Raw genomic sequence first — 16043 nt, 5'->3', positions numbered from 1 at the left:
TTTGGGTGGGAAAAATATGGATAATCGTTTGAAAAAATTCTTCGAGATATTTGCGGTGTTTTCTATTACCTTCGTGGTAATGGTTTCAAGCTCATTTAATATTTGGACAGGTGGAACCTTCACAATGGTTCAGCGAAGCATATTGGATTTTGCACATTCTGTAAGAGATGGTTATTCAGCGTATGTTGAGTTGGAAGGACACTATGGACCTGTAATATATGAGTTGGTGGGCCTTGGATATTTGGTGAAGGCTAGCAATACTGCACATTATCTGATTGAGTTTGTAATAGTTTTCTTTTCAACCTATTTTATGTATAAGACTGCAAAGCTTTACACATCAATCCAGTTTTCCATTGGAATCACCTTGATTCTTATGGTTTTTGGCTGGGGAGATTTGACACATGCAGGCGCAGAACAGTTGGTATTCTTTTTCATGGTGGCCCTGGGGTATCACATTGCAAGGCAGCTTCAGAGAGGATTCCTTTCGTATCATGTATATTTGATGGCAATAGAGATGACTCTGATGTTCTTTTTGCAGCCAGGCTATGCTCTAATATGGGTTGTGATGCTTGCAGCTTTTGCTGTGAAATTTATCAGAGCAGGAATGGAAAAGGCAGCGTGTAAATCTTTCTTTCTATCAATCATAGAAGGTATAGTTACAGTCACTGTTCCAATGGCACTTTACTTTTTGTATTTCCAGAATGCCACTGAATTTTTTGAGATGGTAGTCCTATATAATTATTCAAGACTTGGCAGCCTTTTGGAAGGAATGAAGGTTATTTGGAACATGCCTTGGATTATTATTATTCCGATTTTTATTATTGTGACAATTGTAAAGTTGATACAAGGAGAGGATGTTAAGGGGCTTTTCTTCTGGATGGACTACATGATAGTGGCATTTATTGTAATTGCTTTGCAGGGGGACAATTTAGCCAGCGAGCTAGTGCTTACGAAGGCACTATACGTGGTTCCGCTTGCAAGCGTTTTTTCATTAGCTGATAAGCGATTAGGATTTCAAACCGAGGAACGGGTATTCTAACGGACAATCAATATGGATAGAATTAGAATTCTACAAATTGGCGGCATAAACTGGGGAAAGAGATTTAGATTCCCTGAGAATGTGAAGCTTATTTATGCCGCTGAAGAGCTTGAACTGAAGAAGGAAATCTACGAGATAGTTGTGCTTGAACGCAACATCACGCAGGAGGAGTATGCGGCCGCGGACAGTATGTCCATGGCCTATTGCTTTTTTATCGTGGATTCTTTTGAGGTGGATGAGCTGACGAGAAGCCTTTTTGACAGGAAAATGGGAAAGATGATTCCTGAAAATGGAATTCAGAATTTCCTGGATAATGAAGCTAAAAAATATTTTCCTAAGCCTTACGGAGAAAAATTCAGACCTGAGGCATTGGGTATCGCACAAAGCTTTAGTGGACGCATAAAGTGGAACGGACAATACAGCGTGAGCCTTGAAGGCGACTATGGTAACACTTTAAATCAGGTAGTTTTTTGGCGCGGTAATATCCCAATAGAGGCCAATCAGGCTATAGAGTTTTGGCTAGAATATAAAAAGACAGATGGCATTGAAATTACTCTAGCAATAAAACAGTTTGTTTCTGGTAGTTTGTCCGATATTTGCGATAGCTGGGAGTTTACCGAGGAAGAATTGAAACAGCCGGTAATAATAGAAGGACGAAATGGTCAGGGAACACTTTTCTGCGAGCTTAAGGCGAAGGGCTATGGCAAACTGGATGTGATTGCTTTGCACGATAGGATATCCCGCTGGGGCATCGGTACTTTTATGGTAGGTGGCGAGAGATTTGTCACCTCTGAGAGAGAGGAGATATTTGCCTATTTTGATCCGGGAGATATGAAACCACCATTGTCTGTATACTTTTCAGGTTATAAAACCATGGAAGGGTTTGAAGGCTACTACATGATGAAGAAAATGGGATGTCCATTTCTTTTGATTTCTGAACAGCGTTTTCAGGGCGGTGGCTTTTACCTGGGCAGTAAGGAATACGAACGGCTTATGGTTTCGGTTATTGAACGATATATGAATAAGCTTGGATTCTATTCAAATCAGCTGATTCTGTCAGGAATTTCTATGGGAACAATCGGCTCGATGTATTATGGTTGTGACCTGCGACCACATGCGTTGATTTTGGGTAAGCCACTTGCCAGTCTTGGAGATATTGCGGCTAATGAGAGGCTGCGCAGGCCAGGTGGATTTCCAACATCCTTGGATTTACTTCAATATCATGGTGGGGGAATGGATGGCGAAGCCATTTTCAGACTTAACGAGCGATTCTGGAATAAGCTTCGTGCCACTGATTTCAGTCATACGAAATTCATTGTGTCCTACATGTACGAGGACGATTACGACGACACTGCCTACAACAAAATTCTTACGATTTTACAGTCATTCGGTGTGCAGGTTTACGGTAAAGGATTGCATGGCCGCCACAATGATAATACCTCCGGCATCGGAGCCTGGTTCAAAGGACAATACGAACGTGTCCTCCACGAAGACTACGAACGCTGAATATCCGAATATAAAAAAGAGCCCCAGTTACGGCTACAAGCCTGAGTGTTTCCTTGGCAAATGTAAGCTAAAGCTTACTAGACCACAAAAGTTGATTGCTAAAGCAATCATCCTTTTGGGATCATATCTCGACTACATGTCTCGCGCCAGAAACCTCAGAGCTTGATGCCTACTGGGGCTCTTTTTATATTCAGCTATATCGAATCGCTATATCGCATCGCATGGCGGCAGTTTGGAGGACAGCTCGGAGCGCACGTGGTTGTGGGCTATCTGGCCGTCGCTGACGTTGAAGTACTGGTAGGAGTGGGTGTTCAGCGTCTCGTTGATGGTGTCGTCTCCAGTGATGTCTACGTTATAGAAATTTCCACCGATTCTAACTATATTCCAGGCGTGTTCTTCGCCGTTGGCAACTCCAGTAACGTAATAGCATATGATGCCAAGCTTTTGGCAGGAAAGCTGGAAGGCTCTTGAATATCCAGCACACACGCTGTTGCCTTCCACAACTGCAGAGTAAGCACTTTGGTGTCCAGGTCGTACTGAATTGTAGGTGGCGATGTCGCAAATCATATCGTGAATTGCACGCTCACGTTCTAAATCAGTAGGATAAACAGCTGCTTTGTCTACGATGTTGTTGATTGCATTATTGAAAGCAAGGGTTGCAGTCGCCAGGTTTGACTTTGAAATGCAATAGTTCAGCTTTAGTTGGATGACCAGGCCCTTGCTGTTGTATCCATATTTGTAAGAGGTGTTAACCCAGAAAAGCTCAGGATGATCATTGTAGACTGCGTTCATGGTAATGTACAAATCATCGTGTGTGAGCGGAACCACAAGCTTAAAAATTTTCTCGTTGAAGGCGATGATATTTTCATAAACCTGCTTGTAAACCTGCTGTTGGTCTCCACTTAGAACACTATTGTAAATATAAAGCTCATCGCTGGCATGGGTATTGAAATCACAGTTGAAAAGAAGCACTGTTACAAGAACTACAGAGCAAATTATGGATATTAGGGTTGTTAGAGTATTCATCAGATGTCTTACCATACATTTTCTCCTTTACAAAACAAAAGAGAGTGAACCGTAAAAATATTATATTAAAAGATGTCTGATAATAACTAAAAGTAACAGATAATTCATTTAAAAATCACAGAAACTTAACAGTTCTGGGAAGAAAGAAAAATATCTCCGTGGTACTATGACATCATAATGAGGGAGTGTCGCCTGGAGGAGAACTATGGGATTTGTAGAATTTAAAAACGTTGGAAAAATATATAGAACAGGTGAGGTTCAAATCGAAGCCTTGCACGATGTGAATTTTGAAATAGAAGAGGGGGAGTTTTGCATTATTGTGGGCGCATCAGGTGCAGGTAAGACTACAATTCTAAATATCCTTGGCGGAATGGATACCCTTACAAGTGGAGGCGTTTATCTGGCAGACAGAGACGTTTCAGGATATTCTGCCAGAGAGCTTACCAGCTATCGAAGATTTGATGTGGGCTTTGTATTTCAGTTTTACAATTTGGTTGGAAATTTGACAGCAAAGGAAAACGTTGAGCTGGCAGCTCAGATATGTAAGGACCCAATAGATGCAGCTACAATTCTGGAAGAAGTTGGGCTGAAAGACAGAATGAACAATTTCCCAGCCCAGCTTTCCGGAGGTGAGCAGCAGAGAGTGGCAATTGCGAGAGCACTAGCCAAGAATCCTAAATTACTTCTTTGCGACGAACCAACAGGTGCTCTTGATGATGATACAGGTCGACAGGTGCTTAAGCTTCTTCAGGACACCTGCAAGAATAACGGAAAGACTGTGGTGGTCATCACCCATAATCATGCCCTTACGGCAATGGCTGACAGAGTGATAACGGTAAAGTCTGGCACAGTTGTGGACATGCATTTGAACGATAATCCGAAGTCGGTGGATGAGATAGAATGGTAATTCTGAGGTGATTTATGTTAGCACGTTCTACCCTTAGAGAAATTAAAGATTCGTTGGGGCGCTATCTGGCACTTATGCTTATTATTGCTCTTGGCGTGGGCTTTTTTGCTGGGCTGAAGGTTACGGATCCTGCCATGCGAACATCAATGCATCAGTATCTTACGGAAAATGAGTTTTACGATTTCCGCCTGCTTTCTTCGGTGGGATTTGAGCAGCAGGATATTGATTATCTGAAGGATAATTTAGGTGCACGGTATGTGGAGGAAAGTATTGCCTTTGATATCATTACAGAAGTTGATGACACCAGCTATGTATTGAAGGCTATTAGTTTACCGTCTGATATCAACAAGATAGTCCTTGTTGATGGAACACTGCCTGCTAAGGATGATGAATGTGTCGTTGATATGAAACTTTTTGATTCAAGTCATATCGGAAACACGATATTGCTATCAGACAGTAATGAATCAGAGGACACTGATAAATTCGCTTACAAAAAATATCGTATATGCGGTATTGTGAAATCGCCGTTGTACATACAATATGAGCGTGGAACAACCACACTTGGCACAGGCGTGTTAGATGGATTTATGTATGTGAAAAAGGGTGCTTTTGATGTGGCCTATTTTACGGACTGCTACGTGAAACTGGATTCGGATCCACAGCTTTATTCCGATGAATATGACCAATTGATAAATGATAATGAGGATGCTGTTCAGGCTGCGCTTGATTATGTGGCTAATGCCAGATATCAGAGAATAGTAGAGGATGCTACAGCAGAACTTGATGATGCCAGAAAGGAATTGGAGGACACTAAGGCAGAAAAGGGACAGGAGCTTTCTGATGCCAAAACAGAGTTGGACGATGCAAAGAAGAAGCTTACTTCTGCAAAGAAATCTATATCAGAATATGAGGATATGGAGTCGCAGCTTCAAAATGGATTGGATGAGATGCTTGCAAATATTAATCAAATGGAGCAGGCAATGGCAATAGATGCTTCACTTGTTGACCAGGCTCAATATCAAGGGCTTGTAGCAGCTTATCAGGAAAACAGTGCAAAGCTATATACGCTTCAGTCTAATCTGAAAGATGCAAAACGTAAATACGAATCAGGAAAGCAGGAGTATGAGGATGGTCTGAAGGAATATGAGGATGGCCTTCAGGAATTCAATGAGAAAATTGCTGACGCTGAAGCAGAGATTGATGATGCCCAGAAAGAAATAGATGATATTGAAGAGGCTACAACTTACCTGTTAGACAGGGGTAGTAACCCAGGCTATGTATGCTTTGAAAGTGATTCTACGATTGTAGGAGCAATCGCTAACGTATTTCCGGTATTCTTTTTCCTGGTGGCGGCTCTTGTTTGCATGACAACCATGGGAAGAATGGTAGAGGACCAGCGTACACAGATTGGTGTTTTGAAGGCTCTTGGTTACAGCAACGCGAGTATAATGGGAAAGTTTGTATTTTACTCTGGTTCCGCAGCGTTAGTAGGAGCGATTATTGGATTCATTCTTGGAACCATCAGCTTCCCAAAGGCAATTTGGTACGCATATCAGATGATGTATAACACCTCTGATGTGGATTATTATTTCAGTCCTGTAATGCTTACTATCAGTTTCATTGTTGCAGTGATTTGCTCGGTGGGAGTTACTGTCATTACCTGCCGTTATGAGATGGCAGAGATGGCGGCTTCCTTAATGCGCCCAAAGGCACCTAAGGCGGGCAAGCGAATCTTCTTAGAGTATATTCCGTTTTTCTGGAACCGCTTGAAGTTTTTGAAGAAGGTAAGTCTTCGTAATATTTTCAGATACAAGGGCAGACTTGTTATGATGGTTCTGGGAATCGGAGGTTGTACAGCCCTTCTGGTGGCGGGCTTTGGCATCTATGATTCCATTGCAGATATCGCGGTAAATCAGTACACTAATATTTCTCTTTATGATATGGATATCACTCTGAAGAATGGGGCTGATGGGACTGTACCAGTAGTAGAAAAATATGGTTACAACGAGGAACAGTATCTGCTTTATTATCATACTTCTGTCGATTTAGAAGCAGGCAAACACAAGAAAAATATTTATCTGAATGTGTATGAGGATGATGTTAATTTGGCATCCTTTATTGATATGCATGACAGAAAGAAGAACACAATTTCAATCAATGAATTGAAGGACAATCAGGTGATTATAAATCATGGTCTTTGTGACCGTTATGGAATTAAACTGGGAGACAGAATTACTCTGTCTTCTGAGGATTTGCAGCCAGCTACTTTTGTTGTGGCGGGCATAAATCAGAATTTCATTAATAATAATGTTTACATGACTCGCAGTGTTTATGAGAATAGCTTTGGCGCTCTTCCTGAAAGAAAGAATCTATATCTTAACATAGAAGAGAGCGAAGACGCTCACGAAATCGGTGCAAAGCTGATGAACGAGAAGGAAATCACTGTAGTATCTTCATCGGTAGATATGCTGGATCGAGTGGAAAACATGATGGCAAGTCTGAACATTATCATCTATCTGGTAATTGGATGTGCTATGGCTCTGGCGGCAGTGGTAGTTTATAACCTGACCAATATTAATATTTCTGAGCGAGTGAGAGAAATTGCAACAGTAAAGGTGCTTGGTTTTTATAAAGAAGAAACCAGGTCCTATGTTTTCAGGGAAAATATTCTCCTTGCCTTTATGGGAGCTGCTGTTGGGCTTGGCCTTGGTAAGCTGCTTCATGCTTTCGTAATGAGCGAAATTGTTGTGGATTTAATCACTTTTGATGTGAGAGTGACAGTATTGAGCTATGGCCTGTCATTTATTTTGACTATCGTATTTACGTTTATTATTAATATGCTAATGGGTAAGAAACTTGAGGAAATCAGCATGACTGAGTCCTTGAAGGCGGTGGAATAATTTCTCAATAAACCCTTTATATTCTAATTGAACCTACAAATCACTAGTGATATAATTTTTTTATAAATATTCTGACAATACACGATGGAATATTTATGGGGGTTATTAAACGAAATTTAGGGGCTTACAAAAGGAGAGGGATTATGCTTGCTACATTAGTACCACTTTTTTATGAGGACATGTCAGTGGCATCATATTGTTTGTATGCGCAGAAGGAGAACATGTTCGAAAATCCACATTTGCTTGCGGCTGGAAAATATGACGGCGCTGGTTCAATCGTAGGTATTGAGGTTCTTGAAAGTATTTCTGAGGATGATTTAGTTGCTAATTGCAATATCATCATTCCTATCAATAATATTTCGCTTTTCGCAAATATTGAACAGCAGATAACAGGCTTTGACGGTCGTATCGTCCTTTTGATGGACCATTCTATCAAGCCTGAGAATTCTTATATTAAGAGATTACAGGATTTAAAGAGCAAGGGCTTCAAGCTTGGAATCAAGGATATTCCTCTAAACATGGTTGAAGACTATAAGACTATGCTAAAGGACTTTGACTTATTCCTTATCAATGCAGACTCAGGTGACATTGTTGAGCAGGGACAGGCATTCAGAAAGCTTTTACCTAACACTACATTCTGTGCAGAGAACCTTCATACCAAGGAGGAGTTCGATAAGGCAAAGGAATCTGGTCTCTTTAAGATTTTTGAGGGAACCTTCTTCAGAGTCCCTATCAATACTTCAGATACAGAAGTTACTCCAATCAAGATTAATTACATGAAGTTAATGACTGTTATCAACCAGTCTGATTTTGATCTTGAGGATGTTGCAGACGTTGTCGCACAGGATCCAGCTCTTTCGATTGAGCTTTTGAAAATTGCTAACAGACTTACTATTAATTCTAATATTCGCTCAATTAATCAGGCTACAGCACTTCTGGGACAGAAGGAGATTAGACGTTGGCTGAACACCACTCTTTTCAATGAACTTGCTGCTGGAAAGCCAAACGAGATTACAAGACTATCTCTTATCAGAGCACGTTTCGCTGAAAATCTTGCTTCAGCATTTGATTATGCGATGCGCAAGGACGAGCTTTTCCTTATGGGATTGTTTTCATTGTTGAATCTGATTTTGGATATGCCAATGGAAGATGCTTTGAGTCAGGTTGGTGTAAGTGCCGAGATTAAGAAGGCTCTCGTCAACGATGATGGCATTTTCTCACCACAGCTTGAGTTTCTGCTTAGCTATGAAGCTGGCGATTGGCAGGAGGTTTCCAGACTTATGGTGCTTCATGATATTGAAATGCACGTTGTGTATGATGCATATGTTGAAGCCCTTAAATGGTATGGAGATATGTTCATTGAATAATTATAGCTAGTCAAAATTGTTAAAATATAATCATTATTTGAGCCACGGATAAAATATGTCCGTGGCTTTGTTTTTGAAGAAATACACTTACATAATTATTAATTCTTGTTGAATTATGTTATATATTGTGGACAATTTATTTGGAAACTAGTTATGAATGAAACGCTCGAAGCTTGTTAAATAGAGGGATAGACGGAAACTCAAGCACTGTTTCCCACTCTTTTAATCATGGGCAATAATTAGCATATCAAAATCATATAACGTTTAGTGCATGAATTTGATATTTTTGCGTGGATTTTGCATTGACGGGTTTTGATTATGGTGATATAAATACAGCACAAACTGTTTTTAGGGTTTTTGTGAATAGGAGTTGAAAGCAATGATATTCAAAATCAGATTAGAGAACACTAATGATGCTGAGGAGTTTGTTAAGGCAGCTTCACAGTGCGGTGGAGATGTTGATCTTCACAGCGGAGTTGTATATATTGATGGAAAATCTCTTTTAGGAGTTATGGCAATGGGCATCAAGCGTGAGATGAATGTCTCTATTAATAATCCAGAGGATTCAATTCTTAAGAGCGCTGTTGAAAAGTTCGTTGTTGCATAAAATCGAATAAGGTATAATAAAGCCTGTGAGTTGATGCTCACAGGCTTTTTTTGTGGAGAATTATGAAAGTAGCGAAAATGGTGACCCCTGAGGGGGAGAAGGCACAAATAAATATTTCCGTCAGAAATCTGGTGGAGTTTCTGCTTCGGGAGGGCGATATTGATGACCGTAAGGGCTCAGTTGATCCATTTGAAGCGATGCAGGCAGGCAGCAGGATTCATAGAAAAATTCAAAGTTCTATGGGTCCTTTTTATCGTGCCGAGGTTCCACTGAAATTCAAGGTTGAATATGAGGATTACACACTTGGTATTGAAGGCAGAGCAGACGGTGTTGTTCTGGAAATGGATGAGGATGGAAATGTTGTTGCAGCTCTTGTGGACGAAATAAAGGGTATGTACATGGATGTTATGACCTTCGAAAAGCCTGTGCTTGTCCACGAAGCTCAGGCAAAGTGCTACGCTTATATGATTGCTAACGAGTACGGACTTTCAGAAATTGAGGTTCAGATGACCTATGTGAGCCTTGAAACTGAGGAAATCAAATATTTCAACAGAATGTATTCCTTTTCGGAGATTGAAGAATGGTTCCTTACGGTAATTAATATTTTTAGGAAATGGTCTGATTTTCAGTATTATCACAAGCTTGAAATGCTTGAGTCTGTTCAGGACTTACCTTTTCCTTATGAATATCGTGACGGGCAGAAGAAGCTGGTGTCGGATGTTTACCGCAGTATATATAGAAGAAAGATTTTGTTCATGCAGGCTCCAACTGGAACAGGAAAGACAATTGCTAATGTTTTTCCTGCGGTTATGGCGCTGGGGCAGAATCTTTCAGAACGAATATTTTATCTGACTGCAAAGACTGCCACGGCACTTGCCGCTCGCGATGCTTTTAATTTGCTTTCAAGCAAAGGGTATGAGGGCAGGACAATCATGCTCACTGCAAAGGAAAAGATGTGCATGTGCGACGAGGCGGATTGTAATCCTGACAATTGTCCATACGCCAGAGGGCATTTTGACAGAATAAATGACGCTATTTACGAGGTGATTACAAAGGAGCTTGTTATTACCCGTGATGTTATTTTAGGTTATGCCGAGGAATTCGTGGTGTGTCCTTTTGAGCTTGCTTTGGATGTGAGCACCTGGTGCGAAGGAATTATCTGTGATTACAATTATGTTTTCGACCCGAATGTCTATCTGAAAAGATTCTTTGCTGAGGGCAAGACAGGTGAGCATATTTTCCTTATTGATGAAGCTCATAATATGGTAGACAGAGCCAGGGAGATGTACTCTGAGACACTCATAAAGGAAGAGATTCTTTCTATAAAAAGATACGCAAAGCCGGTCAGCAAAAAGCTAGTGAACGCTTTGGAAAAATGTAATCGAATTATGCTGGAGTATAAGCGACAGTGCGATAAGGATATTACAGTTCTTGATGATATAGATATGCTTCTTAACGCCTGCGATAATCTTCAAATGATTTTGGAACAGCTTTTCAAGAAGGAGATTAAGTTTGGAATCTATCAGGATGAGGTTCTTGATTTCTATTTCAGACTGAGAAATTTTACAGCCTTGGCTTACCAGCAGGATAGTACCCATTATAGAATTTACTGTGATTTTGACGAGGATAAAAACTTCAATCTGCATCTGTTCTGTGTGGATCCATCTGCGCAGCTCCAGGATAGACTTAATATGGCAAGGGCTACAGTATATTTCAGTGCGACACTGCTTCCAATTGATTATTACAAGGATTTGCTATGCAATATCCGTGATGTATATGCAATTTATGTAGATTCGGTTTTTGATACGGACAATCGACTTCTTTTGCTTGGCACTGATGTGACCAGCAAATATACAAGGAGAAGCACCGAGGAATATTTGAAGTATGCGAAATATATCAAGGCTGCTGTGGATTCCAAGGTTGGAAACTATATGGTCTTTGGACCATCCTACAAGTTCCTGGAGGATATTTTTACAGAGTATGAACCTATGGCGGGTGACGTGGATATCCTTATGCAAAAGCAGAGTATGACAGAGCAGGAGCGCGAGGAATTCTTACTTGAATTTGAGGCAAAGCGAGATAAATCCATGGTGGCATTTTGTACTCTTGGTGGAATCTTTTCTGAGGGCATTGATTTAGTGGGTGGAAAGCTCATCGGTGTAATTGTCCTTGGAACCGGTTTGCCACAAATTGGAAATGAGAGAAAGCTCATGTCGGATTTCTTTGATGAGCAGGGAAAGAACGGCTTCGAATATGCTTATCTTTATCCTGGAATGAACAAGGTTATTCAGGCTGCAGGCCGATTAATCAGAACAAAGGATGATGTGGGAATTATAGAATTGTTAGACGAAAGACTTCGCTTTGCTAGTTATCGAAAGACTTTTCCTCGGGAGTGGAATGACGCCTGTTATACCACAGTTGAAGATGTTTCGTTAAAATTGACAAATTTTTGGAATAAAAAAGGCTAAAAACTTATTAGGAGATGTGAAAATTTTGTGTTATACTCTCCTTAACTGTGAGGCTACCTGCCAACCTACTAGTTTTTGAGACACAATTTACTAGAGCATAGAGACATAACTTTTACTAGTTTTCGAGGCACAAATCACTAGAGCATAGAGACCCAAATTATAGGCAGGAGTCTTGTCTCACAGATTTTCAAGTAAATATACGGAGGTGTAATGTGGGCAAAGTAAGAAGAGTTTACGTTGAGAAAAAGCCACAATTTGCAGTATCTGCCAAGTCACTGTTTTCCGAAATCGGAAGCTACTTAGGCATCAAGGATGTTACAGGAGTGAGAGTCTTGATTCGTTATGACATTCAAGATGTAAGTGACGATGTATTCAAGAAAGCGGTGAAGACAGTATTTTCTGAGCCTCCTGTTGATAATGTTTACGAAGAGACATTTGATTACAGTGGTCGTGTCTTTTCTGTTGAGTTTTTACCAGGTCAGTTCGACCAGCGCGCTGATTCTGCGGAGCAGTGTCTTAAGCTCTTAAATGAAAATGAAGAGCCAACTATCCATACAGCTACTACCTATGTCATTGAGGGTAGCATTACTGACGACGAATTCGATGCTATCAAAAAGCATTGTATCAATCCTGTTGATTCTAGAGAGACTTCACTTGATAAGCCAGAGTCTCTATCTAATAATTTCGATGAGCCAGCTGACGTCAATACATTTGACGGTTTCACTTCTATGGCTGAAAATGATTTACGCACTTTATATGATTCCTTAAATTTAGCTATGACTTTTAAGGATTTCTTACATATTCAGAACTATTTTTCCAATGATGAGCACAGAGATCCAACTGTTACAGAAATCAGAGTATTAGATACTTATTGGTCTGATCACTGTAGACACACTACTTTCTCTACTGAACTTAAGAACGTTACTATCGAGGATGGATACTATAAGGCTCCTATTCAGGATACTTACAATGATTACCTTGATAACTTTAAAATCCTTTATAAGGATCGCGACGATAAGTTCGTATGCCTTATGGACCTTGCACTTCTTGCAATGAAGCGTCTTAAGGCTGATGGCAAGCTCGCAGATCAGGAAGAGTCAGATGAGATTAACGCCTGCTCAATCGTTGTTCCAATCGATGTAGATGGAACAGAAGAAGAGTGGCTCATCAACTTCAAGAACGAGACACATAATCATCCTACAGAAATCGAGCCATTTGGTGGTGCTGCTACATGTCTCGGCGGTGCAATCCGTGATCCACTTTCAGGACGTACTTATGTATATCAGGCTATGCGTGTCACAGGCGCAGCTGACCCTACAGTTTCTGTAAAGGATACAATAGAAGGAAAGCTTCCACAGAAGAAGCTTGTTCGTGAGGCAGCTCATGGTTACAGCTCATACGGTAACCAGATTGGTCTTGCTACAGGCTATGTAAAGGAAATCTACCATCCAGATTATGTTGCAAAGCGTATGGAGATTGGTGCTGTTATGGGTGCTGCTCCAAGACGTGCAGTTCAGCGTCTTAATTCTGACCCAGGAGACAAGATTATTCTTCTTGGTGGACGTACAGGTCGTGATGGAATCGGAGGTGCTACAGGTTCTTCAAAGGCTCACAATACAGAGTCTACAGCAGTTTGTGGTGCTGAAGTTCAGAAGGGTAACCCACCTACAGAGAGAAAGATTCAGCGCCTTTTCAGAAGAGAAGAAGTTTCTTATATCATTAAGAAGTGTAACGACTTTGGTGCCGGCGGTGTTTCAGTTGCCATCGGTGAGCTTGCTCCAGGTCTTGTAGTTGATTTGGACAAGGTTCCAAAGAAGTACGCAGGTCTTGATGGAACAGAACTTGCCATTTCTGAGTCTCAGGAGCGTATGGCAGTTGTTGTTGCTCCAGCAGATGTAAATAAGTTCCTTCAGTATGCAGCTGAGGAAAACTTAGAGGCAATCGAGGTAGCGGTTGTTACTGAAGAGCCACGTCTTGTACTCAACTGGAGAGGCAAGGAGATTGTTAACCTTTCTCGTGCATTCCTTGATACAAACGGTGCTCATCAGGAGACAGATGTTTATGTAGAGCTTCCTGATAACAATGATAAATATATCGATAAGATTGGTATCGAAAAGGTTGCAGAGGACCTTGAAAAGGGCGATTTCAGAGCAGCTTGGCTTGATGCTCTTGCAGACTTAAATGTTTGCTCACAGAAGGGTCTTGTTGAAATGTTCGACGGCTCAATCGGTGCGGCTTCAACACTTATGCCTTTCGGTGGAAAGTATCAGCTTACAGAAACACAGGCTATGGTAGCTAAGGTCCCAGTGGCTGATGGCAAGACAGATGCTGTTACAATGATGGCATACGGCTTTAATCCTTATGTCAGCTCATGGTCACCATATCATGGTTCACAGCTTGCAGTGCTTGAATCAGTTGCAAGAATCGTAGCAACTGGTGGTGATTACAAGAAGATTAGATTTACATTCCAGGAGTACTTCCGCAGAATGAGCGAGGATCCAAAGAGATGGAGCCAGCCATTTGCAGCGCTTCTTGGTGCATATAAGGCACAGATGGAATTTGGACTTCCTTCAATCGGTGGTAAGGATTCTATGTCAGGAACATTCAACGAGATCGATGTTCCACCAACACTTGTTTCTTTCGCTGTAGATGTTGCAAAACAGCAGGATATTGTTACACCAGAGCTTAAGGAAGCTGGCGATAAGCTCTTCCTTCTTAGAGTTCTTCGTGATAATTATGACCAGCCAAACTATCAGCAGGCTAAGGCAATCTTCGAGGTGGTTAGACAGATGGTTGAGCTTGGTAATATCAAGGCTGCATACGCACTTGATGCCTACGGACTTGTTCCTGCTGTTTCTAAGATGGCATTTGGTAACAAATTCGGTGTTAAGCTTTATGATGATTGTCAATCAGTATTGCTTTTTGGCTGTGTAATCGGAGATATTGTTGTTGAAGTATCAGAGGATGGAGCGCTTGCTATAATCAATGAGCTCGAAAAGCGCGGTCTTTCAGATTGTGGATTTGAAGTTGGTGAAGTTACTGACGATGCTACATTCACATATAAGGATGCAAAGATTCCTGTAGATGAGGCAATCGCAGCATGGACAGGCACACTTGAGAAGGTATTCAAGACACGCAGTCACGAGGATACATCTCTTGTAGATACAGGACTTTATGAGTCAAAGAACTTCTATGTTTGCAAGAACAAGATTGCAAAGCCTAGAGTATTTATTCCAGTATTCCCAGGTACAAACTGTGAGTACGATTCAGCAAGAGCCTTTGAGAATGCTGGTGCTATCACAAACGTGAAGGTATTCAAGAACCAGAGCGCAGAAGACATCAGAGAATCAGTTGACGAGTTCTCAAGAGCAATTGCTCAGTCTCAGATTGTTATGTTCCCAGGTGGTTTCTCAGCAGGTGATGAGCCAGAGGGTTCGGCTAAGTTCTTTGCTACCGCTTTCAGAAATGAAAAGATGAAGGAAGCAATCCACGGACTTCTTGAAAATAGAGATGGTCTTATGCTTGGTATCTGTAATGGTTTCCAGGCTCTCATCAAGCTTGGCCTTGTACCATATGGTGAGATTCACACACAGAAGGAGGATGCTCCTACACTTACATACAACACAATTGGACGTCACATTTCAAAAATCGCATATACGAAGGTAGTTAGCAACAAGTCACCTTGGCTTGCAGGCGCTCAGCTTGGTGAGACATATTGCTCACCAGCTTCACACGGTGAGGGACGCTTCGTTGCATCAGAGGAGTGGATTAAGAAGCTCTTCGAGAACGGACAGGTTGCTACACAGTACGTTGATGAAAACGGAAATCCTACAATGGATGAGGAATGGAACATCAATGGGAGCTATTGCGCGATTGAAGGTATCACCAGCCCTGATGGTAGAGTCTTCGGTAAGATGGCTCATGCAGAGCGTAAGGGTGATGGCATTGCATTAAACATCTATGGAAATCAGGATCTCAAGATCTTTGAATCTGGTGTAGATTACTTCCGTTAAATCGTAAACTCCAAGGTAAATTTTATACCTTGGAGTTTTAATAAAGTGAAAACTTTAAATGAGCTTACTCAAGAAACTTCTTTCTATTCCAATGAATATAGTGAAACAGTGATTAGAAAATATGAACTTGTGAAATATTTTCTAATCAGGAGGCTTTAGCCGACGATAAACGATATTGGAATAGAATTAGAAGTTTCTGAGGAAGCGGAT

At 41.1% G+C, this 16043-nt stretch carries 9 protein-coding genes; 8 read left to right on the top strand and 1 reads right to left on the bottom strand.

The genetic code is table 11. The annotated features are described in order from the left end of the window. Window positions 1-16: 16 nt before the first annotated feature. Window positions 17-1039: a hypothetical protein gene (locus tag FXF36_RS13800; RefSeq protein WP_151625054.1), complete on the top strand. Its 1023-nt coding sequence runs from the start codon at window positions 17-19 to the stop codon at window positions 1037-1039. A 12-nt stretch (window positions 1040-1051) separates the two neighbouring features. Next, entirely contained in the window at window positions 1052-2545 is a 1494-nt protein-coding gene (gene asp2, locus FXF36_RS13795) for an accessory Sec system protein Asp2 (protein WP_151625052.1), read from the top strand. A gap of 207 nt (window positions 2546-2752) precedes the next feature. On the opposite strand, the gene FXF36_RS13790 is transcribed toward asp2, so the two are convergent. Continuing rightward, the gene (locus FXF36_RS13790; RefSeq protein WP_151625050.1) at window positions 2753-3586 is read right to left on the bottom strand and encodes a transglutaminase domain-containing protein; all 834 of its coding nucleotides are present in this window, start codon (window positions 3584-3586) and stop codon (window positions 2753-2755) included. 190 nt (window positions 3587-3776) lie between these two features. On the opposite strand from FXF36_RS13790, the gene FXF36_RS13785 reads away from it, so the two are divergent. From FXF36_RS13785 to FXF36_RS13760, 6 genes are all read left to right on the top strand, one after another. Further along, complete coding sequence (locus tag FXF36_RS13785; RefSeq protein WP_151625048.1) at window positions 3777-4478, top strand: ABC transporter ATP-binding protein; 702 nt, start codon at window positions 3777-3779, stop codon at window positions 4476-4478. Window positions 4479-4492: 14 nt separating this feature from the next. Further along, window positions 4493-7378 carry an ABC transporter permease gene (locus tag FXF36_RS13780; RefSeq protein WP_151625046.1) on the top strand — a complete coding sequence of 962 codons (2886 nt, stop codon included), beginning with the start codon at window positions 4493-4495 and terminating at the stop codon, window positions 7376-7378. A gap of 143 nt (window positions 7379-7521) precedes the next feature. After that, the gene (locus tag FXF36_RS13775) at window positions 7522-8745 is read left to right on the top strand and encodes an EAL and HDOD domain-containing protein (protein ID WP_167511394.1); all 1224 of its coding nucleotides are present in this window, start codon (window positions 7522-7524) and stop codon (window positions 8743-8745) included. A 379-nt stretch (window positions 8746-9124) separates the two neighbouring features. Continuing rightward, window positions 9125-9352 (top strand): HPr family phosphocarrier protein, encoded by a 228-nt coding sequence (locus tag FXF36_RS13770; protein ID WP_151625042.1) that lies wholly within the window; start codon window positions 9125-9127, stop codon window positions 9350-9352. Between the two features lie 62 nt (window positions 9353-9414). Further along, complete coding sequence (locus FXF36_RS13765; protein ID WP_151625040.1) at window positions 9415-11820, top strand: ATP-dependent DNA helicase; 2406 nt, start codon at window positions 9415-9417, stop codon at window positions 11818-11820. Window positions 11821-12032: 212 nt separating this feature from the next. Next, entirely contained in the window at window positions 12033-15833 is a 3801-nt protein-coding gene (locus tag FXF36_RS13760) for a phosphoribosylformylglycinamidine synthase (protein WP_151625038.1), read from the top strand. Window positions 15834-16043: the final 210 nt, after the last annotated feature.

The sequence above is a fragment of the Pseudobutyrivibrio xylanivorans genome (assembly GCF_008935055.1).
Taxonomy (GTDB): Bacteria; Bacillota; Clostridia; order Lachnospirales; family Lachnospiraceae; genus Pseudobutyrivibrio; species Pseudobutyrivibrio xylanivorans_A.
Note: the sequence above shows the minus strand (reverse complement) of the source record. Positions and strands in the feature narration are given on the sequence as shown.

Coding starts and splice junctions, on each gene's coding strand:
- FXF36_RS13780 (WP_151625046.1), top strand. CDS start 4,493: ATGTTAGCACGTTCTACCCTTAGAGAAATTAAAGATTCGTTGGGGCGC.
- FXF36_RS13800 (WP_151625054.1), top strand. CDS start 17: ATGGATAATCGTTTGAAAAAATTCTTCGAGATATTTGCGGTGTTTTCT.
- FXF36_RS13775 (WP_167511394.1), top strand. CDS start 7,522: ATGCTTGCTACATTAGTACCACTTTTTTATGAGGACATGTCAGTGGCA.
- FXF36_RS13790 (WP_151625050.1), bottom strand. CDS start 3,586: ATGGTAAGACATCTGATGAATACTCTAACAACCCTAATATCCATAATT.
- FXF36_RS13770 (WP_151625042.1), top strand. CDS start 9,125: ATGATATTCAAAATCAGATTAGAGAACACTAATGATGCTGAGGAGTTT.
- asp2 (WP_151625052.1), top strand. CDS start 1,052: ATGGATAGAATTAGAATTCTACAAATTGGCGGCATAAACTGGGGAAAG.
- FXF36_RS13785 (WP_151625048.1), top strand. CDS start 3,777: ATGGGATTTGTAGAATTTAAAAACGTTGGAAAAATATATAGAACAGGT.
- FXF36_RS13765 (WP_151625040.1), top strand. CDS start 9,415: ATGAAAGTAGCGAAAATGGTGACCCCTGAGGGGGAGAAGGCACAAATA.